This is a genomic window from Paracholeplasma brassicae, from assembly GCF_000967915.1.
Taxonomy (GTDB): Bacteria; Bacillota_I; Bacilli_A; order Acholeplasmatales; family UBA5453; genus Paracholeplasma; species Paracholeplasma brassicae.
Genome location: NC_022549.1, coordinates 115,063 through 136,215, shown reverse-complemented (window position 1 = coordinate 136,215; position 21,153 = coordinate 115,063). Strand labels below are relative to the sequence as shown.

Sequence of the window (21,153 nt, the reverse complement as noted above, 5' to 3'; positions counted from 1 at the left end):
CTTAAAGCCCCTTTTTAATTTCTACACCCAGTATAAATGGCGTTGCCACAAGGTTCTCTTTTTCTAATATAGATTCAAAGCTTGGGATACCTAGTGTTGCAGAAGCATCTCTATCTAAAACAGCTTTAACCGTTAAGAATAAAATCTTAATATCTAGTAAGAAACTATAATTTCTGATATAGAGTAGATCAAAACGGAGTTTGTCCACGGGTTCTGAGTTATATTTACCAAGCACTTGAGCTAAACCAGTAATACCTGGCTTAACATTGACTCTAAATTTAAAATCAGGAATCGATTGAACAAATTGTTGAATGAATATTTCACGTTCAGGTCTTGGCCCTATTAATGACATCTCACCTTTTAACACATTAATTAGCTGTGGTAGTTCATCAATTCGTGTAGCGCGTAAAAGCTTACCAATTTTTGTAACACGAGGATCATTTTCCAATTGCCACACAGCACCTGTGTGTTTTTCAGCATCAACAATCATCGTACGGAATTTAATGAGCGTAAAATATCTATTATTTCTCGTTACACGTTCTTGTTTATAAAACACCGGTCCTTTATCACTAAACTTAATCAAAAGTGCCACAACAGCCAAGATCGGCGCAGATATAATTAATCCAATAATTGCGATAATGATATCTGTCGCACGTTTGATAAAACGTTGTGTCAGAGATAAATGTAAGGATTGTGAAACAAAGACAGGTGTATCTCTAATTTGATCAATCTTTGAATTCACAATATTAATCTCATACAACTTAGGTATTAAATAGACTCTCTTGTGCATCTTAGATAAACAATAAGTCATGATGTTATTTTTATACCGTTCGCTTAACCCTTCAAGTAAAATGATATCATCAGCTATGTCAATGTATTTAATTAAATCATTCGAGTCCTTAATAAGTGATTCAAATAAAACATATTTCAAATGCCTGTGTTCTTCTTTATCCATTAAAAACTTAGTTGCGATTAACTTAGCTTCACTTTCTGGTCCTATAATTAACACACAACGTTTATCAATCTTTAAAATAATACGGTAAAACACATATTTATAAATTGCAAATAATACTAATTGAGAAACCAGTGTAAAACCTATAGTCATAGAATCGACTAGCACACGCTTCATCATTGCAGACAAGAAAAAAACAAAAACATTCGTCATCACTAATGCTAATATCGTCCCAGCCATTGCTTGACTGTAACGTTTTTTAGTCACAGAGACTTGATATACCATGAATAAAACAATAGCAACTACGATATATAATATTTGAGTCCTAAGAACTTCTAATTTAGCTCCTAAAAAGTTACTAAATATATTAATGAAACTTTGCACAAAATCACCAGTCTCGAAATAAGCTTTTACTTGAACAACTAAGAGAAATGAGAATAAAAGAAAAAACAAGTCTAATGTAATCTCAAATAATCTAATCAATGCATAATGCTTTTTAAAAAAATCTTTTGACATGAAACCCCTCCATCATATGTTATATAAATTGACATACAGATATATTATATTTCAAATGTTGTTATTTTACATAATAAATTATAAATAACATATTAACAAAAATTATGTTTATATAGGCATGTTATCGATGTTACGAATAATATCGAGTTACATAAACAAACTTAGCGCTCAAATTTGAGTGCTAAGTTTAATAAAACCTTCTAAAACTGCTTTTCTCTTGATTATAGTTTTATATATAATAAATGAGCTATAATAATCACTTTCAACATCAAGTAGATTACCTAAACCGTCGTTAAGAACACTCAAAAACGATAATTTATTACAAACGCTATATGGTGCATGTTATCTGAATTATCTTTGATATTCATCAACTATTTTTCTTATTAATTACATCATAATAGCAAATTCGTTTTGAATCAAGTATTAATGAATAGTTTTTTTTACTTTTTACTAAATATCCGTGAACTAAAACTTTCACACATATATTACTTCATAAATCATTCATTCAATCAGTTGTTAAGTTCGATACTAAGTCAATAAAATGGACATATTTAATTAAGAGTATGGGACATGATACAATAATGTTGACAGTTAGATAAGATACCTGTATGAGGTGTGTATGAGAAAGACATATGATAAAGCATTTAAGGTTAAAGTGGCTAAAGACATCATTAATGAACTATCAACGGTGGGTCAGGTGTCCAAAGAATATGGAATAACTAGACCCATGGTTTCTAGATGGGTAGCTGAATATAAACGATACAAAAATAAAGCATTTACGGGGCGTGGCAAACGATTACCAGATAAAGCTAAACTTTATACCTTAGAACAGGAAAACAAACGACTGAAAGAGGAGAATGAAATCCTAAAAAAATTCGAGGCGTTTGTGCAGCAAAGAAAGAAGTAAGATTCGCTTTTATTCACGAACACAAACGCCGATATAATGTTCGCCTATTATGCAAAATACTCAAGGTGTCTCGCGGAGGCTATTACGAATGGATGAAACGTCCGCCAAGTGAATATAGTCTTCGCCATTGATTAATTCACTTCCTTTTCATGTATTATTTAGCATGAACACTCTATGTTTAACTTATCCGCTATTTATACTAGCATCAAACACGAATATTCAAGTAATTTATAATAAAATTAATTAATAACTTTTTAAAGATATTTGTTTAGTACAAGCCTCTTACTTGAACTTTCTTATACCCTAGAAGCACATACATTAAGACAAAGAAAAATAGTGGTATTACAATACCAAGTCCACTAAATCCTATTAGGTTAATAGCCAACTGATTAGCACTTCTAAAATACTGATTCATTATATATACCAACCCAAGTGATACTAAAAATCCAATGATATAAGAAAAAAACAAAAGAACTTTTAATTGTTTTTTATGAACTTGATTAATCGTATGATCATCTACACCCATAGAGGACATCACATATAAAACTCTATATAATGAACTTCTTGTATTACTAAAAGACAAGTACCCCAAAATAAGAACACTTAATCCTAAGAATGCAAAAACAAAGTAAAGCCCAATTTGATACACCTTCATTTGATTGATTGAAAGATCAATCGAATCATTGCCAAGAAAAATAATGCCAGAAAAAATACCATTTTGATAAGCATAATCAAACATTTCCTTACTTGGCTGATAAGAAGCGTATTGATTTAGCTTAACACCATCAGCAAATGTTTGATCAATAGAAAAGAATATCACCGGCTGTGTGATCCTTTCAAGTGATGCATAAATATCTTTGATGACATAGGTTTTGTTATTAATGATGAATTCATCATTAATAGCTAAACCGTAATCATCGCCCATTGCTTCAATCAGATAAATTTCATTATCGTTTAAGTCGTTCGAATAGCCGATCACATAGCTCTTAAGTGATTCATTAATTTCTAACGTCGTTCTTTCAATCTCATATAAGCTATGGTTATGTAGCTCAACTGAATCAAGCGATGTCAACTTACTATTATTGATTAATACGTGCTTATTTTCTTCTTTTAAGAACGTTTGATGTAAGTGACTGCCTTGATTATAAAACGATATGTTCATGGTTAAACTAAAAACTGCCATAAAGATAACGAATAACGAATAAAGTAGTACTCGCTCTTTACTGACCTGTTTTTGCCTAAAAACAAAGTCTTTATTAACTACTCTTTTTTGATAAGGTATGGTTTCGCCTACGCTAGCTGTAGACTTCTCACTTAGTGTCACCTTAGTTCCAATCATTAACTCATCATTCGATGTGATGATGATTGTCTTTTCCTTTTTATTTTCTTTAAGTAACGCTATAGCAATCTCTTTACGTTTATTATCCATCGAAGATAACACTTCATCGTATAGCAATATCATCTTATTTGATAATAACCCCTTAATAAAGGACACTATCCTTTTTTGACCACCTGATAGGTGTTTGACTTTCTTTTCTTTTAGATGGTTTAATCTAAACAAACTTAGTAACCTATCTAGCTCTACCTCATCTACTTGATAATCCAAGACCTTTGATTCAAGGACAAGATTCTCATAAATGCTCAAGTGATGGATTAAATCAATCGATTGATCAATATAACATACTAAGTCTCTTCTAGCATCACCATCTATGTCATCATTGGTGTTTATTCCATTGACGATGATGTTTCCATCATCAGATTTAATCATACCTGTAATCAATTTAAGAAGCGTCGACTTACCAGTGCCATTTTTCCCCTCTAAAATATACACCTGATTCTTTAAGAACGTGTACGAGAAGTCATCAATGATCGTTTTTTCTTTATTTCGTTTAGTTAAGTGCTTAACTTCAATCATGAAGACGCCTCATTTCCATTCAAATTATAACGAATACCAATGAATATGCCTTGTAGTAATGCTAAAGCTGGTACTACTAACCATATCAATTGACTAAAGCCTATCTTATAGACATTAACATCGATAAAGAAAGTCTTTCTTACTTCTTCATTTCTTAATCCAATCAAGTAAGCAGACACCAATAAACTCATACCGATCGATAAAATGATTAAGACTACTTCAAGACAAAAAACTGAACTTATTAACTTTTTCTTATAGACGCCTTGATGATATAAGCCTTGAAATAACGCTTTTAATCGCTTAGTTCTTTCTAAACCTAGTGTAAAAGTAACCACCGTTACGATAACAATCATCACAATAAATATGGCGATACTTAGTGATCCATCGGATTCTAACGCCTCATTAAATGACAAGTAAAAATAACCGTTATCCATTGTTTCTTTATCTGATAATTTGGCAATCTCATGGTTGGTTAATAAGTTAAGACTTAGTGGGGCATTAAAATGATCACTTTCTCTTAAATAGAAATCAGGATATGTGTTCAAGAACACTTGATAATGATAATCACTTGTAAATAGATTTCTTTTCAATGGATTATCAAGAATACCTTTGATTTGATACCTAACCTCATCGATCATTACCCACTCTCCAAGCATTGAATTCATTTCTATGCCTAATCTATCCGTGTTAAAGATGGCAAAATGATAACTCATCAGTATCTCATTTTTATCACTTGGATAAACGCCATATAAAAGCGATAACTCATTAACGCTATTTGATACTAAAGCACTCACGTTTGAACTCATGTAATCACTTGTCTCAAATGACAAGGTTAATCCGGTTGATAATGACGCATTTAAATCTGCCTTATGGCTTTCAAACAACCCATAATCAACCGTTTGATAAAACTCACGAACGACGTGCCTTTGATTAATTTCGTTGGTTGTCAAATAAAAGAGAAAGATAGACATCCCTAAGATTAAAATGATCATCGTTAGTAGTTGATAGATATAACCTTTCTTTAAGAAATGTTTAAATAAAAATCCGACATATGCTTTCTCTTTAACTTGAAACATATCCTTATTGACAGGCGTTACATTGATCGCTTCATGATTCGAATATATGATTAGCTTGTCTTTTGATAAGGTGTCTAAGTAACTCATCATCTCTACGACCGATTCTTTATCTACTTGAGCAAAAGGCTCATCTAGAATAAGAATCTCTTTTCTTGAGATTAACAGTCTAACGAATTCTAGTTTTCTTTTTTGTCCGACACTATAGGATTTAACCGGATTATCGATCACATGGTTTAGGTTAAGACTAACTAGTATGTCACTTATTAAGTCTTTGTCATATAACACACCTTCAATTTGATGCATTAAGATAAGTGCTTCATAACCTGTCATTTCTTCAATTAAATGAACTTCTTGTTTAAGATAACTGACCCTGTTTTTAAAACGATCAACTGATTCACTTACCGAGTCATTTATAATTACTAAACTAGCTTCTTTATCACAGCCGCTTATCACATTAAAGAAAGTTGTCTTACCAATCCCGTTTTCGCCACTAAAATGGATGAGGCCTTGAGTTGGAAAACACTGTGTGTCATACGTGATTTCTGTTTCATCTTCATATACTTTCTTAAAGTCTTTGATTTCTAGCATTTTTTTACACTCCTATAGGCACTATGGATAGATTCCTCTGATTCTTTTACATTAAAGTTTAATACCTCTTATTTCAAATGGCGTATAATCATCCATCGTATGATTATTCCAAAAACCATTCCTGTAAAATGAAACAGATAAACTACCTTTAAATGTAGCGATAACATCATTTGAATAAGTTGTCTTATCAACATAATAGACATGTACTTGATTGAACCTCATCAAACTTCTATTTGTCGCCGTCTTGGATTTATACTGTTGAAACGAAAACTTAGTTTCTAAGTGATTTGTACTCGTAGTAGAACCATCTACTGTCCGTATCGAGATCGTGATTTCATCAGTAGTAATACTCTTTGTTTGAGATACTGCAAATCCTAGAGAGACACTCGCGCCTTCCTCTTTAATTGTGAAACCACCATTGATTGTTTGTCCATAGGTCTCAGTTATTTGTGAAGTTGATGTGCCAGGTGTATACTTTATGCTTTGAACAGCTTGTGTATTTACATTTGATACAATCGTTGCTGTTTTATTAAAAAAACGATGATCTAGAACATATTCTGCTGGCTGCATTCTTACTTGAGATAAGACAGCGACATATATTCTATCTAAGTCCGTATCAAAAATTTATAAAGCCCAACCCAACCACTATATTGGGTCAGTTCCTAATAAAGTGTCTAAGGATGGGTTCTTTTTGGATAATTTACGGACTACATATTAAGTGAATGTATTATATTTTAGATTAATTTTTATAGTAAGTTACACGTTACTTTAAATAACTTAGCATCACTGCAATCTATTAAAGATTGCTAGTATAACCCTAATCATTTTCTTTTTTGTCCTGAATCAGACCTTTTTTTTCTCCATTCACCAGTTAATTTTCTTGTCCTGTTTTTCCCACTTGTTGGCCCTGTTTTTACAACCGGACCATTTGTTTCACTAGGAGATTTTGTATGATCTTTTTTACCAATTGTCATAATATCATTCCTTTCAATGATTTTATTTAGTTCTCTTGTTTCTAATAATTTTTTTAAGTGTTTGAATAAGGCTATATTCTTTTCTACTATTTTTATCATTTGTTGTGTTTGTGCTGTCTTTTTTAGTTTTACTGTATTTTTTTGAAAGTGTTTGATTATGTAAATTAGATTTTATTATATTCAATTCAGCTTTCTTTCTTTTTAATCTTTTGAGTGTTTTATCGATGGAGTAAATAGTGATCCCTTTGTTATTATAATTTTGGCCAGTTAGTTCTTGATATCTTGCAATCATGCCTCTAAAATCATTGACTTGTTTCATTACTTTAAGTATGCTTTTTACATCATTATATTCATCTATTTGCTTAATTAGTTCAGAGACAATGTCTATATTCTTATTTATCTTATCTGTTAAGAGATTAACTGAAGTATTGATCTCTACTTTTGGTATGTTTTTATTTACTACGGAAGTTTGTAGAATACATTTTCGAGTAATAATAGATTGAACATCAGTCGATAAAACCTCAATCATTTTATTATAACCTAATATGGCTTTTTGGACGATGTCCTTATTAAAGTCTATTTGTTTAAAAGCGTGCTTATTTGTGTTTGCTGCATCTAGTACTTTTGATTTTACGATTATGTCATAAAATGATTTGTTATCTATTACATTTGAGACAAGTTGAAGTGCTGGAAAAGCATTTGATGAGCTTGATAGCTTTCCTTTTTGTTTCTGAAACTCATTTAACTTATTTGATAAATCTGAAGAATCATTTCTTAAAGGCTCTTTAATAAGAATTGAATTTAAAAAAGCTAGACAAACATAATTAATTAATTCTTGATAATCCGAATAAACTTTTGAACTAGATTTTGAAAGATTAATTTCAAAACTATGCTTTTTTTCATTAAATACACTATCAGTATGCAATTTAAACGCACTATTACTTAAGTATTTAAAATATCTCAAAATTATATCCCCCATATAAATTAAAGATGGGACATGACGACGCCATGCTACCCCATCCTAGTTATTCTTCATAACTATCTTTAGTTTAATATTTATTGTATTTTTTGTCAAATACATCTTAATAATTTCAGATCAAATTATTAAAACTAGAATCACAATGTATTTCATAATTTCTACAAACCAATTCTACAAAAACAAATAAAAATTCTTGTAATAAAAGTTTTTTGCAACTTATAATATGACTTTTCTTATGAAAACTTCAATAATTGAAAATCGTTTAAATTCCTATTTATTGTTAATTGTATCAAAATATAGATATATATTAATCATATTTCATCAAATGTTGTATAATTAATATTATATGGATAAATATAATTAATAGGTGCAGATAATGAAAAAATACTTAAATGAATTACTTGAAAAAGCTAAGATAACAAGCGTTCAAAGACAAGAGAATGCTTCAATTATCGATGATATTAAAAAATTACTAGGTAGTCAATTCGATGCTCCAGTATATTTTAGACGAGGTGGTTCGTTAGCTAAAAAAACTGCTAACATTTATGATGCAGATATTGACTTACTTTGTTATCTAGATGATTCAACGAATATGACCTTAGAGCAAATTTATGAAGATACTTATTTAGTCTTATCTAAGACATATATAGTAAATAAGAAAAACAGTGCCATAGAAATATTAGGCAAACAAGATGATTATTCTTGGGATTATCGCATAGACATCGTTCCTGGAAAATATGTAAATTACGAATCTTCTTATGACGTTTTTTATGGTGTAATAAAGATAAAAAGAAACTGAAAACAAATCCTGATAAACAAATTTCTAAGATTACTGAGTATGAACATAGAGATGTAATTAGAATCATAAAAATACTAAGACATCTATTAAATTTTGAATTCAGATCATTCTTATTAGAGTTATTCATTGTAGACTATGTGACTTTTTGTGAAGATGATGATATCGTAGATAAATTACATAAAGTATGTTCAGATATAGAAAAACTAGGTGAAATTAGACTGTATGATCCAGCAAATTCTAACAATGACTTAACAGAATTGCATAATGATTATGAGATTAAAATGATTAAATATCACCTAACAAGAGTACTTGAAGCGCTTAAAACAGATAATTCAAAGGCTTTAAGTGATTTGATAAACACTCAAATGCAATTAGATACAGAGAAATATTACTATGATTATGCAGTACAAAAGTCTCAAATATTTAAAAATATAATTGAAAGACCGACTGAATACAGTGATATTCGAATTAAGGCTAGAAAATTCAGTAAAAATTATAAAACATATGTTGACTATTCAGACATTGAAGTGATTGAAAAGGATACCAAACTTGAATTCAAAGTCAGCTTTCCTGGGTACATTGAAGTCAAAAAAATAGAATGGTTAATTGTCAATACAGGGTATGAAGCTCGAAAATCTAATCAACTACGTGGTAACTTATTTGAATCATCTGAAGTTGAAGATGAGATACCAATAAACCTTAGAAAGAGAAAAACAGAACATACCTCATATTCAGGTGTTCACTATGTAATTTCAAAAGTCACTGATAAATCTAATCATCAATACTATTCAACACCATTTAAAGTAAGAGTTTCTTAGGAGGCATATAATGAAAATATGTATTATCTTTGCGGAATTAGTATTAAACATATTTAGTTTTATTGATTTAGTAGACAAATATAAATCAAGATTTGTTGTAAGATATTCATCCAAGAACAAAAATATTATATATATTAATTCCAATAAAAAACCTGTCGATGAACAAAAGATATTCGAAAAAATTCAGAATAATAAAATTGTATTAACTAACATAAATTTACACAGTGATCCATATAAGCACCTAAATAAAATGAAAAAAATACAACTCACTTTAATAAAAAGAAGGTATAACTCACCAATTTATTATACTGGTTTTTCTAGTGTTCCCTTTTCAATTTTAGATGGTCACACAATAGGCGATACAGAAAAAATTCGTTTTATTGAATATAACAGAAATCGCAATGATTATTATTTAATTGAGTATGAATCAAACCAGTGTTCAAGATTAGTGGTTGAATATCCTAGTACAAAAAATACTTCAGAAGCCGCATTAATCATATCTTTATCCTATAAAATAGTGATTGATTCTGTCAGTTCGAGAATAGGTATCATTGATAAATATTATATAAACGATAATTATTCAGGTATAGATTATGTTTTCTCATATGAATTACTAGATGATTTGTATACCAAAGTTAAGAAAACCTTAAACGATATTAAAGAGAAAGGTTATAAAAAAATACACTTATTTTCTGCAAGTCGTCAATCACAATCATTCGTGATTGGACAAGCAATAAACAAGTATGACGTATTGGTGTATGCATATGAAATGATTATAGATAAATATACATGGAAATTAAATATTCAAAATGGTGAAATAAGTGAATAATTACCAATTTTAAACTTCATGATTCAATTAATCGTTCATTTATAAAAAAACTCAATTCAATGAGTTTTTTTATTATTACTTGAACTAATGTCCAACATATTAGAAATAAATGATATAGTTCAATATTATGTGTTACAGTAAATCCATTTTAAGGTTTTATGTTAACTATAACTAATTCTTAAATCTCTATAAATGATGAATCATTGAAACAAGTTCAATCACTGCATTATCACTCGCTTCAAACACCAACTCCATTTGTTTGATTTGATTGTATTTACTAAGTTCAATTGTCTCTTTATTTAAATCTGCATAAGAAATCTCACATAAATCAAGTTCATAGACTTCTTCGTTATCAACTTTGTTATGACTTGTTGGTTTTACAAGCCATACTTGATTTCTAACATCTTTAAATAAGAGTCCTAAAAAGGCTACTTCGTCTTTTGACTCAAATGTCGATTTTAACTCTATTTTCTTGAAAGAAGAAAACATCAGTTGAAAGCCAGTCTTTGATAAGTCAAGAGAGACTCCAAACCGTTCTTTATAATCTCTTTGCGCACTAGCTTGATAATGAATTTGAATGTGGTGTTTTCCTTTGATGATCTTAAGGTCACGATTATGATGTAGCTCACCTAAAAATAAGAGCGGTTTAATTCTAGGTGTACCATAGAGTGGATCAAATGCCGTTTCAAAGTAATCAAGATGACTAAAATGTTCATAGCCGTAATAGGCATAATAACGCCCTCTAGATAAATCTTCATCACTATGAAGAATCGGTAAAGGCATTCCTTTGGTTGACTTTAAAGTAAACGAGTGATTATCAAGCTGAAATGCATAGGTGAAATAAACCGGATGATCAACAAACCGACTAGATAAAATAATGGTGTTTTGGTTAATTAGTTGTGCTTCTGCTGGCTGATAAATATGATCATCACCTGCAATTGTAAAACCTTCAACCAATCCTTTATCTTGTTTTAATCTTTGATCAAACGTGATTTCAATCGCGTGTGTTAGTACCCTTACCTCAGTCACCAAAACAGGACTTGATTGTTTATGAATCACTTGATGGATTCGGTTTGCGATATAGAACTTATTGGTTGGGTGAATCGGATTTTCAATGCCCTTCGTATGGCTGTTTTTCCAGGTTGGAATCACATCATACGTTGGAATGGCATAAATCTCATCTTCTATATTTTGGTTGTCTTGTATTGCTAAATTGATTCTTGAAACCGAATAATTGTCATCTTGTGGGTAATATGTTTGATTGATATAGATTAGAATCACAGGTACTTTTTGTTGATAGAGCACACGATAGGACTCAATTAGTCTTTTTAACGCTTCTTTATAGTAATCATACTCTCTATTAGTACCCACGTGATGCTCACCTTGATACCACAAGAACTGATCAATTGGAAAACCAATGATTGGTGCAATCTTTTCATTGTAGATACCCGAAGCTACTGTATAGTCATTAATTGTTGATAAAGGGTATTTTAGAAACCCGTTTTCTTCTAAATACGATTTAATGGTTGGATTATTTTCGATTGTTTCAATTGGTAAAAAGCCTTCAATCGAACAACCAGGCACTGAGACGTCAATCAAACCGATTGGGTAGTCCTTTATTTTTTGGTGCAGTAACCCTAGCATAATCAGTAACCCTGAATAGTCACTAAACGATGGATTCGATGAATCAATCCATGTCGCGTGTTTAATAAAATCACTGAGTGGCTCTAACGGTCTTTTAATCACGTCATTTTCAATAAGGCTATCGGCAACGCTAAAACACTTAATCCCCTTTAGTAGGTTTTCTTGTGCAAGGATTTCATCAAAGTGATTATCGTATTTAAGCGCATACGCCATATTTGATTGCCCCGCCCCTAGATAGACCTCACCCACGTAGCCAACAAACGATTCGGTGGTGTTTTTGGTTGTCACTTTAACGGCTACTTCTTTATATGAAGCCTTTAGTTTGATCGTTTTTGCGTAAAGTTTACCTTGATTGGATACCTGGTGTATGTCGTCATACAACCGATGACCATCTTGATCAATTTCAATACGTACTTGGCTATTTTCTTCATAAGTACCTAAAAACGTCAGTGGGTGGTTTTTAGAAAATACCACCCCATGGGTATATAAGCCTTTAACTAACATAACCTCACCACTCATTCTCCACAAATTCACGTACTAGATGAACAAAATAAAACCCATCAAAGCTTGATTGGTAATCCGCTTCTAACTTAATGAATTCGTTTATTAGTTTATTTGATCCATCTTTTAACTGACTAACGCTACTACCTAATGCTTTTTCTTTGATCAGTTTTAAGTAACCTAGGTAGTAATCGATAAAGTCTTTGGTTACTTCCTCAAATGCCACGGAGCCACTTAATTTCATTTGATTAATGAATGAAATGATTCGATCAATTTCTCTAACCACGTCATGATTGAGTTTTGGTACTTCTTTTCTTAGATATTGATGGATTAATACTGATGAAATTTCGGTAAAAAACGTTTTGATGTTATACGCCTCACTTAAATAGCGTTGTTCGTAAAACTTAGCCTCAATAGCATCCATATTTCCTGATTCATTAGATAGCCCTTTAGCCATCATATGAAACGCAAGACCATCTGGGAAAAAATTACGTTGGAGTTGGCATGAAATAAACCCATCAATCCCAAATTGATTTAATACCTTCATATCTTCATATAAGACTTGACTTAAGCCACGTTGTGGTAGGTCTTTAAACCCATCCCACATCAGGTGATAATCAAATAAGACCGTACTTCCTTTAAAGGCTTCTTGCCAGGCTTTTAAATAGACTAAGTTCTTTAATAGTTCTGGTTCAAACTGATTTTCATTTCGTTTGAATGCCTTTGTCTTTATAGGCATTGCCTGATACTTACTTGCAACATCTTTAAGCGAACTGGTGTAGGTTCTTGTGATTGGCGCAAACATCATCATAAAACGGTCAGTTGAAAGTGTACTTACATTTCTAGATGGAAAAAGTAGTTCATAATAAAGTAAGAACATTAATTTTGTCTTAATGTTTCTTTTGGTTAATTCTTCATCAATTCGATTTAGAGTTTCGACGTAATAAAAACTTGGTAGTTCTTTTTGACACGCCTCACACTCACAGAAGTTATTAAAATCATCGGCTAACCATAAATGAAGCACATCGATTTCTTGATGCTTATCGATATAGTCAACAACGACCTCGACAAAAAGGTCTTGAACTTTTTTATTTGAATAACATAACTGTGTATTAAGTGGAATACCTTTAAAGAACTCTCTTTTACCGTTTACTTGGGCAATCAAAGACGTATCCAATGACAACAAGGATTTTGGGTCTGCTTTTTGCCAGCCACTGGCATCCAAACCAAGCACACGCGTTGTCCATCCGTGACCAACGGCGTGATATATTAATCCCCGCTTTTCTATTTCTTTGGTCATTAACGGCATAAAAGACTCTAGTATTTCTTCGCTCAATGGTTCTTCTTTTAACCATGGGTGATTCTTGTGTTCATACCACCTGGTAAAAAACTCGTAAGGCTTTTGAAACTGAATGAAATACCCATTCATTTGTTTTTTGGGTAAAAAGTCAATTAGGTCTTGGACATTCTCAATTGAAACGGCCCCTTCGATACAAACGATTCGCTGTTTAACTAAAAAGTGACTTTCAAAAGAAAAATCACAATCTTCTAACTGACGTCTTGTAATCCGCTCATCTTTTGGGGCATGAAAAAACACCCCTAGACCTTCAAGTAGGCGGTAGACACCAAGTAAAAGGCTACGCTCATTTCTACCCTTAATGACACCAACGCCACCAATGACATTGATTTGATAATAATCATCCAGTGGATTAATATTGACACTACCCTCTAACGCTAAAGTGATTTGGTGATTCATGCCCGTAATGAGATGAAAATAGCGATCAAGTTCACTTTTAGCGAAGTCTTTTACCTTACTCATACGACAGACTCTTTTTTGCATTTTAAGATACCTGCTGACTTCAAGTTAAACGTTAATTGATTGTGTATTAAACTCACCTGTATCCCCAAAGGTATGTCATACGTATAAATGACGTCACTTTCTTTAACCTCGTAAGAAAAAGATAATAACCCACGTTCAGTGACAATTGTTGCCGCTATATCTTTAACCTCATCGATCATGATTGGCTTAATGATATAAGTATCCGGATTAATGACGTTTATACCTACAAGGTAGGTTTGAATGAGTCTTACCACATACATGCCCCAGGCATGACTGTGTGACTCAATATCATCGAACCCTTCCCACATTGTCTTAGACCCATGTCTTAAAATCGTTCCCCAGCCTTTTTCGTAATTAAACATATAATCAAGCGCTTCTTTAGTATACCCTGACTTCAATAAAGCATGAACCACGTCTCTACCTAAAATGATGCTAGAGGAAAACCCGCTTTGTTTAATGTAGGTAATGACCGCATCTAACTCACTATCTAAAACAAAGCCATGATTGAGCGCGAATGCTTGAATGCCTTGGTGGTAAGAAGCCGCCTTTTCGTGATCTTTAAATAACTCACGCTCTAAAAACACTTCTCTTATTCTTAGATATAGCTTGTCTTTTAATTTTCGGTAATAATCTTGATCGATTCTATCTTGATATAACTTGATAAATGAGCTTAAGTTTTTATGAAAGTGCATGTTTTCAAAACATAAGTAATCTCCCTCTTGATCCACACTCGGGTATGGCCAATCTGAAATATGCCAGTGTTCATTTTTTCTAACAAGCCCTTGTTCATCGATTTTAGAAATGTAGTGATCAATCACTTTCTTTGATGCCTCGTAATAACGATGTAGAATTTTCTGGTCTAAATCGATTTGATACCTTTTTTCTAAGAGTTCAATAAAATACAAATCGTATTCGGGAATTTTAAGTGAAAACTCCTCATCATTAGTACTACCAGGACTGACAAATGGAAATGTACCGTCCGCATACTGCGCGTCCATAAAGTCATCTAATACTTTTTCTAATAACGGTTTTCTTTCTAATACATTATAAACAATTGATTCTGCTTGAAGCGCACTATCGCCTAAGTATTGTGCTTGTTCACGGTGTGGACAATCCACCAATAATCCAAGGGTGTTATTGGTTTGTGTGTGCTTAAATAGCGTAAACAGATCAGTAATCATTGGATAAGACTTGCTCTTTAAATCACCAACTATACCTAAATCCGTTGATGCGACTTCCACCTTTAAAGAAAACGATTCAAGTTCGTCTAAGTTTCCTTCAACCTCCACATAGCGAAACGCTTTATACGTAAAGTCAAACGCGTGAGACACTCTCATCCCTTTTTTTAAGATGAGTTCATCATAGTAAGTTTCACTGGGCTCGTTTGCGACATTGTGTTTAACACGGTCACCATCAAGGTCTTCACTATACCTTACCCTAAGGACTTGATTTGTTTGACTAAGTATATCAAGTCCTACAAAGCCACTAACGATTCTATCTGCATCAAACACATAAACCGTATTTGATTGACTTAAAAGGCGTGGTTCATATGTCTTATGAACGATGCCTTCTTTGATGGTTTGTTTACGGTAGTTGTGATAACCTTCCAACACTAAAACCGGTTCATGAATGGGCCCCTCGTCAAGTTTAGATGAATCAAACCGTTCTACTGGTGTGATTCGTCTGTTTTGTTGGAATGGTTGGCCTGTCACATAAGGGTGATTCTTAATGGATGAAAACGTCTCATCACTTAAAATGTGTCTAACACCAGCCTCTTCTTCGATTTCTAGATTCAAAATAAACCCAGGGATCCCGTTTTGATAGTTTTGTCCACTACCTCCTAAATAAAGCACCACCACTTTAATGGTGTTGTTTCCCTCTAATAAGTCTTTTGAAACATCATAGCTCAAATAGCTTTTTGGGTTAAGCCCACTAGGGGCAGGTGTGACGTATCCTGAGATTAATTTATCATTGATGTAGAGTTTGATGTGGTTATGTCCACTAATGTTTAGAATGGCTTTATTAAAACGATCGACTTCAAATGATTTAACAAACACACCATAGTCATTTTTTTGTATTATGTTATGATGCCAAATCCATTTTGCGTTTTGAAACATGAAATCACCTTCTTATCTTCATTATAAAACAAGCAATAACCAAAGGACTATTGCTTGTTATCGATTTTTATTTCTTTTTTAATACAAAGAAGTACACACCAGCACCGATGATGGCTAGCCCACCGACTGATAAGCCAATGATCAAGCCTATATTACTTTCTTCTTCTGGTTTATCTGGATTCGGATCAACCGGGTCTGGATCAACAGGATCAGGATCGACTGGGTCATCTTTTTCAGCCACGTTAATTAAGAAATCCACTTGAGCTTTCGTACCTGATTGGTTTTCTGCCACATAGCTTAGGGTATGAATGCCCGCAAGTGTTGGTGTAAACTGATAAACCCCTTCCTCTAAAGTGATAATTTCTTGGTTCGGTAATGTCACTTGAATTGTGACCTTACCATCGGCATCATCAATCAGCTCAAGGTCTTTTTCATCACTACCTGGGACTTCAAAGACATCGCCTACTTTACCTGTGGGTTCAATCATTTGATTGACTCTGACAATTGGTGGCGGTGCGACTTCATCAAGTGATTGAATCTTGAAGTTATCAACATCAATATCACCAGTACATGAGTGTAGTCCAAAATAGCCATACACATTAATGGAGGCTCTTGCGTAAGTCAGTGTTGCCATCGCTACATCGTTAATAAAGATTTCATATAAAGATTCATTGGCATTATCTGTGTTAGTCACTTTAATCTTGACGTTATACCAATTGGATTTGATTTGTTTGGTAGGATCGATTGCTTCACCTTCTGGGTAAATGTATTCGATCAAACGATCACCAACGAGTAGTGAATCAAGATCGGTCGTGCTAAGTGACCCACCTCTTAAGGATTGAATCAGTAGTGATTCACCAATGATGTCGCCTTCTAAGTTTTTAACGTAGATAGTTTTAAAATAAAACATCATCCCTGTGCCACCGTTATAACGAATGTCACGGTATTCTTTACGCATATTGACGCCAACCCAAGCATCGGTTAAATCGTTACTACGAAAATCAAATTCGACCTCGAATTCGTTTGCACGAAAATTGGTTGGGGCCATATAAAAGAAACTACTCGCGTAAGTCATGTTCATGAACTTATTTGAGTTCTCACTTCTAATGGTTGCTACATCGTTAATGTCGGTTGGGTTAGGGTTTATCCCTGACCAACCGTCATTGGTCCATTTATCTGTAAAGTTTTCTTGTGTTTCTACTTTTCCGTTGTCGTAGCCTTCAAAATCTTCAACAAATGTTTTTTCCCAACTTACTTCTTCTGCTTGAAGGCGATTAGACATTAACGATAAACTAAGTAATGCAATTAAAGCCACTAAGATTTTTTTCATGTTTCGCTCCTTTTGATTAAGATTGCTTCTCCTGGTTCTAGCGTGATAAGTGCACCAGGGGTTGCTTGATTTTGACTAATGATTGATTCATTTATGTTTGATTGATACGTCATTCTCTTTACAAGTGAGGCGTTACAATAAAATAAGTAGGTTTCACCTTTATGATTAAGGGTCGTTTTTATCACGTCTTCTGTATGATTGATTTCAATCACCTCGGCGTCAATTAAGTACCTGCCGATTTGGTTTACCCACTGATTAATATCTTTTACTGCCTCATAAAGCGGTGTTCTTTTTCCCTCATGGTTAATTATTGCCCCTTTAAATTGTTCAAGGTGATTATTTTCAGGTAAGAAATACGTAAAATACTGAATGCCTTTGGTGCCATAGGCGAGTGAGGTATTCACTTGCCATAACACTTCTGTTTTGTTTGGAATTCTAACGTGTGTGTTAAACGAACACGTTTGAATAAAACAAATCGGTATGAGTGAGGCTTCTTTGGTTAGCTCATAAATGAGTTTTAACTGTTCAAAGTAGTCACTTCTTATGCTTGGAAATTCACCTTCAAATGGGTAGAAGTCATAAGACAGATAAGGTAGTTTTAATGCTTTGATGTAGTCTTTGTAATACCTAAGTGCATCAACCTCTTCTAAGGCTTCTTCAGCCCCACGCCATGCGCCCCAGTACAACTGGTTTTGATTCGCGTGTAAGGGCATTAAGTTCACATAGAATAACTTATCTGGGTATAACGTCTTAAAGTCATTATAAAGCGTATTAAGACGCTTATATTGTTCAATGCCCGGTTCGTCATAGACTAGAATGCCAGCGGCTTCTTTTAAATAAGACTTTGTTTGAAGATTGAGTTGTTCACTTGAGGTTGTATGTTCAATTCTTGGGTCTCTAACCAAATAAGAAATCCCAACCTCTTTAGCATAACTAATTGCTTTAAGCACCTCAACCGGCTCTTTTTCTGGTGTTTCATAAAGCCCATATATGGTATTAATGCCTGCTTCTTTGATTAGACGGTATTGTTCTAGTGTATTAAAATTACTTTTTAAATTTTCTAGTTGGTGCGGTGGGGCTATCCACGCACCAATCAGCATTTGTCCTTCATTTAGAAATGGAAATGCCTTAAGATACGATTTCAATTAATACACCCTCTCCTGCTCCAATTGTAAGCGTTAGCTCATTTGTTGTAATGGTTCTCATTTGACTGCCTTCATAGACATTGATTGTAAATGCTTGATCAAAGGTGATTGTGTGACTACCACTTAGGTTCGTTAATGAATTGTTAACTACGTAATAGGCTGGCTTTTGTTTATAGTTGAATAAACCAACAAGCATGTCATCACCACTTAAGTGATTAAGGCCACTATAGGTTGTTTTAATCACACTAGTTGGTATTTCATCAGGTGAATCCCCATGAACCATCACACCTTCGTTTGAGGCGTTCATGATGATTGATTCAATCGTCTTTAAATGTATGTTTGCGTTTTTCACGTAATCATACATTGGGTTTTTATTGCCGTTTTGATCGACCATTCCACCGCTAAACGATTCCGCACCTTGTTCCATCGAGGTGTAATACATAAAGTATTGAATCCCCTTGGCACCCATAGCGATAGAGGTTGCGACCTGCCAGTAGATTTCTGTTTGATTTGGCACACGTAGCGAACTTGGTGCCCAGCTCGATGCTTGGATGAATGTCCAAAATGGAATCCCAGCATTTAATGTAATTTCTCTGATTTGTGCCATTTGTGCGAAATACCCACTACGCATTTTTGCATACTCCATACCCACAAATGGGTAAAAATCATACGAATAGAACTCTGGTTTGACTTGATCGATGTAGGCGTTCATGTAACGTTCGTAAGTAATCGATGAATCATTTAATGTACCACCAACCGCACCATTAACCAATTGGTTTTTACTTGCGTAGTTTGGTAGCATATTAATATAAAACGCACGATCAGAGACGATGGTTTGATAGTTCTTATGAAGATTTCCAAGATTAGCAAAACTTGCCGTACCCGGTTCATCTACCACCATCGATCCGCCAAAAGCAGGGTGCTCTTTATAAAGGTTTAATGTATTTCTTAATAGCTCAATGTCGTCGTCATCATAGGAGCCTGTCACTTGAGAATCTCTAACCAAATAGGTAATATCGTATTGTTCTGATAAATCAAGTGACCTCATCACATCTTCTTTATTTAGGACGATGTTATTATATAGACCATAAACCACATTGACACCGGATTCTTTAATCCATGCGTATTGTTGTTCATTGATTAAATCTGGGTTGTTATAGATACCAGCGAAATTAGCTGCTGGTGGATCTGACCAAACCCCAATCGGTAAACTGTCTTGGTCTTGATTCCAAAACTGATATTTATAAACAGGCGTTTCACTTAAGTTAAACTCATAGGGTTTCTCTTCTTCTTTTTTTTCTTTTTTGCCACAAGCAGAAACCGTTAGCACCAAAAGTGCCATTAATAGTAAGATTAAATGTTTTCTTTGACTCATCCTTTTAACCCTCCAGCCACAGTATTTTCCATAATTGTCTTTTGGAATATGACAAATACAATAATAATCGGTAACGCTGAAATAATCATTGCCGCAAACATCTTTGGCCATTCGGCACGGTATTGCATGATGTTAACTAAATCTTGCAACCCAACCGCCAATGTCTTTTTTTCTGGGATAAACATAAATGGGGCAAAGAAATCATTCCACACATTGATCCCTTGGATAATCCCTAACGCGACAAGTGCTGGTTTTGCTTGAGGAATCATGATTTTGAAGAACACATCAAAATCAGTAGCCCCATCAACAAAAGCCGCTTCTGCGTAAGTCCAAGAAATACCTTTAAAATACGCATAGAGTAATAAGAAGCCAAACCCAAAACCACCCGCATAAATGATTGGAAATAACCACAGGTTGTTGTAAAGCCCTAGGTTATTGACCAACTTAAAGGTTGCAGATAATGAGCCTACTGTTGGAATGACCATCACAGTCACTGCAGTAATATAAATTAGGTTTCTTAACTTAAACTCATATTTACTAACCACGTAAGCGGTGGTGGCAGACATCATGACCGCAAGGCCGGTACCCGCCACCGTTACGTAGATACTTCTTAAAAACATCTTTCCGATTTCATATTCGGATAACACATTCACGTAGTTGGAAACCATCCATTTTGATGGTATTTTCCAGACGTTATCGATGTTAAAAAACTCCACACTCGTTTTAAACGAATTGATTAGTGCCCACGCAAATGGGAACACTAAGGATATTGCATAAGCTGTAAAGATGACAAACACAATACCTAATATAACTTTTTCTGTAAACGACTGTTTCATTTTTTAACCCCA

At 33.5% G+C, this 21,153-nt stretch carries 17 protein-coding genes; 4 read left to right on the top strand and 13 right to left on the bottom strand.

Annotated elements, in window-relative coordinates:
- Position 1: 1 nt before the first annotated feature.
- Positions 2-1,468 carry a sugar transferase gene (locus tag BN853_RS00540; protein WP_030004003.1) on the bottom strand — a complete coding sequence of 489 codons (1,467 nt, stop codon included), beginning with the start codon at positions 1,466-1,468 and terminating at the stop codon, positions 2-4.
- Positions 1,469-2,087: 619 nt separating this feature from the next.
- Here BN853_RS00540 and BN853_RS00535 point away from each other — a divergent pair.
- On the top strand, positions 2,088-2,375 hold the full coding sequence (locus tag BN853_RS00535) for a transposase (RefSeq protein ID WP_052591090.1): 288 nt from the start codon (positions 2,088-2,090) through the stop codon (positions 2,373-2,375).
- A 268-nt stretch (positions 2,376-2,643) separates the two neighbouring features.
- Here BN853_RS00535 and BN853_RS00530 read toward each other — a convergent pair whose 3' ends face one another.
- The 5 genes from BN853_RS00530 to BN853_RS00515 form a co-directional block, all read right to left on the bottom strand.
- The gene (locus tag BN853_RS00530; RefSeq protein WP_030004002.1) at positions 2,644-4,290 is read right to left on the bottom strand and encodes an ABC transporter ATP-binding protein; all 1,647 of its coding nucleotides are present in this window, start codon (positions 4,288-4,290) and stop codon (positions 2,644-2,646) included.
- Positions 4,287-5,954, bottom strand: a complete 1,668-nt coding sequence (locus BN853_RS00525) for an ABC transporter ATP-binding protein (protein WP_030004001.1) — start codon at positions 5,952-5,954, stop codon at positions 4,287-4,289. Before BN853_RS00525 ends, BN853_RS00530 begins: the two co-directional genes overlap by 4 nt.
- Before the next feature lie 51 nt (positions 5,955-6,005).
- Positions 6,006-6,524, bottom strand: coding sequence for a hypothetical protein (locus BN853_RS00520; RefSeq protein ID WP_030004000.1), 519 nt, complete (start codon positions 6,522-6,524; stop codon positions 6,006-6,008).
- A gap of 251 nt (positions 6,525-6,775) precedes the next feature.
- Positions 6,776-6,928 (bottom strand): hypothetical protein, encoded by a 153-nt coding sequence (locus BN853_RS08995; protein WP_030003999.1) that lies wholly within the window; start codon positions 6,926-6,928, stop codon positions 6,776-6,778.
- A 22-nt stretch (positions 6,929-6,950) separates the two neighbouring features.
- Entirely contained in the window at positions 6,951-7,892 is a 942-nt protein-coding gene (locus BN853_RS00515) for a hypothetical protein (protein WP_030003998.1), read from the bottom strand.
- Between the two features lie 391 nt (positions 7,893-8,283).
- Here BN853_RS00515 and BN853_RS00510 point away from each other — a divergent pair, with 391 nt between their 5' ends.
- The 3 genes from BN853_RS00510 to BN853_RS00500 all read left to right on the top strand — a co-directional run bounded on the left by BN853_RS00510 (position 8,284) and on the right by BN853_RS00500 (position 10,353).
- Positions 8,284-8,706 (top strand): nucleotidyltransferase domain-containing protein, encoded by a 423-nt coding sequence (locus BN853_RS00510; RefSeq protein ID WP_030003997.1) that lies wholly within the window; start codon positions 8,284-8,286, stop codon positions 8,704-8,706.
- Between the two features lie 281 nt (positions 8,707-8,987).
- Positions 8,988-9,524 (top strand): nucleotide-binding domain-containing protein, encoded by a 537-nt coding sequence (locus BN853_RS00505; RefSeq protein ID WP_157869918.1) that lies wholly within the window; start codon positions 8,988-8,990, stop codon positions 9,522-9,524.
- Between the two features lie 10 nt (positions 9,525-9,534).
- Positions 9,535-10,353: an SAVED domain-containing protein gene (locus BN853_RS00500; protein WP_030003995.1), complete on the top strand. Its 819-nt coding sequence runs from the start codon at positions 9,535-9,537 to the stop codon at positions 10,351-10,353.
- 186 nt (positions 10,354-10,539) lie between these two features.
- Here BN853_RS00500 and BN853_RS00495 read toward each other — a convergent pair whose 3' ends face one another.
- The 7 genes from BN853_RS00495 to BN853_RS00465 form a co-directional block, all read right to left on the bottom strand.
- Complete coding sequence (locus BN853_RS00495; protein WP_157869917.1) at positions 10,540-12,501, bottom strand: sialate O-acetylesterase; 1,962 nt, start codon at positions 12,499-12,501, stop codon at positions 10,540-10,542.
- Positions 12,502-12,505: 4 nt separating this feature from the next.
- Positions 12,506-14,317 carry a DUF4838 domain-containing protein gene (locus BN853_RS00490; RefSeq protein ID WP_030003993.1) on the bottom strand — a complete coding sequence of 604 codons (1,812 nt, stop codon included), beginning with the start codon at positions 14,315-14,317 and terminating at the stop codon, positions 12,506-12,508.
- Positions 14,314-16,455: a family 78 glycoside hydrolase catalytic domain gene (locus BN853_RS00485; protein ID WP_030003992.1), complete on the bottom strand. Its 2,142-nt coding sequence runs from the start codon at positions 16,453-16,455 to the stop codon at positions 14,314-14,316. The genes BN853_RS00490 and BN853_RS00485 overlap by 4 nt, the downstream gene beginning before the upstream one ends.
- Before the next feature lie 67 nt (positions 16,456-16,522).
- On the bottom strand, positions 16,523-17,785 hold the full coding sequence (locus BN853_RS00480) for a hypothetical protein (protein WP_030003991.1): 1,263 nt from the start codon (positions 17,783-17,785) through the stop codon (positions 16,523-16,525).
- Positions 17,782-18,930, bottom strand: coding sequence for a hypothetical protein (locus BN853_RS00475; protein WP_052591088.1), 1,149 nt, complete (start codon positions 18,928-18,930; stop codon positions 17,782-17,784). Before BN853_RS00475 ends, BN853_RS00480 begins: the two co-directional genes overlap by 4 nt.
- Positions 18,914-20,305 carry a beta-galactosidase gene (locus BN853_RS00470; RefSeq protein ID WP_030003989.1) on the bottom strand — a complete coding sequence of 464 codons (1,392 nt, stop codon included), beginning with the start codon at positions 20,303-20,305 and terminating at the stop codon, positions 18,914-18,916. Before BN853_RS00470 ends, BN853_RS00475 begins: the two co-directional genes overlap by 17 nt.
- Positions 20,302-21,141, bottom strand: coding sequence for a carbohydrate ABC transporter permease (locus tag BN853_RS00465; protein ID WP_030003988.1), 840 nt, complete (start codon positions 21,139-21,141; stop codon positions 20,302-20,304). The genes BN853_RS00470 and BN853_RS00465 overlap by 4 nt, the downstream gene beginning before the upstream one ends.
- Between the last annotated feature and the right edge of the window lie 12 nt (positions 21,142-21,153).

Excerpts from the sequence above, each read along its gene's own strand:
- BN853_RS00540 (WP_030004003.1), bottom strand. The coding sequence starts at position 1,468 with ATGTCAAAAGATTTTTTTAAAAAGCATTATGCATTGATTAGATTATTT.
- BN853_RS00535 (WP_052591090.1), top strand. The coding sequence starts at position 2,088 with ATGAGAAAGACATATGATAAAGCATTTAAGGTTAAAGTGGCTAAAGAC.
- BN853_RS00530 (WP_030004002.1), bottom strand. The coding sequence starts at position 4,290 with ATGATTGAAGTTAAGCACTTAACTAAACGAAATAAAGAAAAAACGATC.
- BN853_RS00525 (WP_030004001.1), bottom strand. The coding sequence starts at position 5,954 with ATGCTAGAAATCAAAGACTTTAAGAAAGTATATGAAGATGAAACAGAA.
- BN853_RS00520 (WP_030004000.1), bottom strand. The coding sequence starts at position 6,524 with ATGCAGCCAGCAGAATATGTTCTAGATCATCGTTTTTTTAATAAAACA.
- BN853_RS08995 (WP_030003999.1), bottom strand. The coding sequence starts at position 6,928 with ATGACAATTGGTAAAAAAGATCATACAAAATCTCCTAGTGAAACAAAT.
- BN853_RS00510 (WP_030003997.1), top strand. The coding sequence starts at position 8,284 with ATGAAAAAATACTTAAATGAATTACTTGAAAAAGCTAAGATAACAAGC.
- BN853_RS00505 (WP_157869918.1), top strand. The coding sequence starts at position 8,988 with ATGATTAAATATCACCTAACAAGAGTACTTGAAGCGCTTAAAACAGAT.
- BN853_RS00500 (WP_030003995.1), top strand. The coding sequence starts at position 9,535 with ATGAAAATATGTATTATCTTTGCGGAATTAGTATTAAACATATTTAGT.
- BN853_RS00495 (WP_157869917.1), bottom strand. The coding sequence starts at position 12,501 with ATGTTAGTTAAAGGCTTATATACCCATGGGGTGGTATTTTCTAAAAAC.
- BN853_RS00490 (WP_030003993.1), bottom strand. The coding sequence starts at position 14,317 with ATGAGTAAGGTAAAAGACTTCGCTAAAAGTGAACTTGATCGCTATTTT.
- BN853_RS00485 (WP_030003992.1), bottom strand. The coding sequence starts at position 16,455 with ATGTTTCAAAACGCAAAATGGATTTGGCATCATAACATAATACAAAAA.
- BN853_RS00480 (WP_030003991.1), bottom strand. The coding sequence starts at position 17,785 with ATGAAAAAAATCTTAGTGGCTTTAATTGCATTACTTAGTTTATCGTTA.
- BN853_RS00470 (WP_030003989.1), bottom strand. The coding sequence starts at position 20,305 with ATGAGTCAAAGAAAACATTTAATCTTACTATTAATGGCACTTTTGGTG.
- BN853_RS00465 (WP_030003988.1), bottom strand. The coding sequence starts at position 21,141 with ATGAAACAGTCGTTTACAGAAAAAGTTATATTAGGTATTGTGTTTGTC.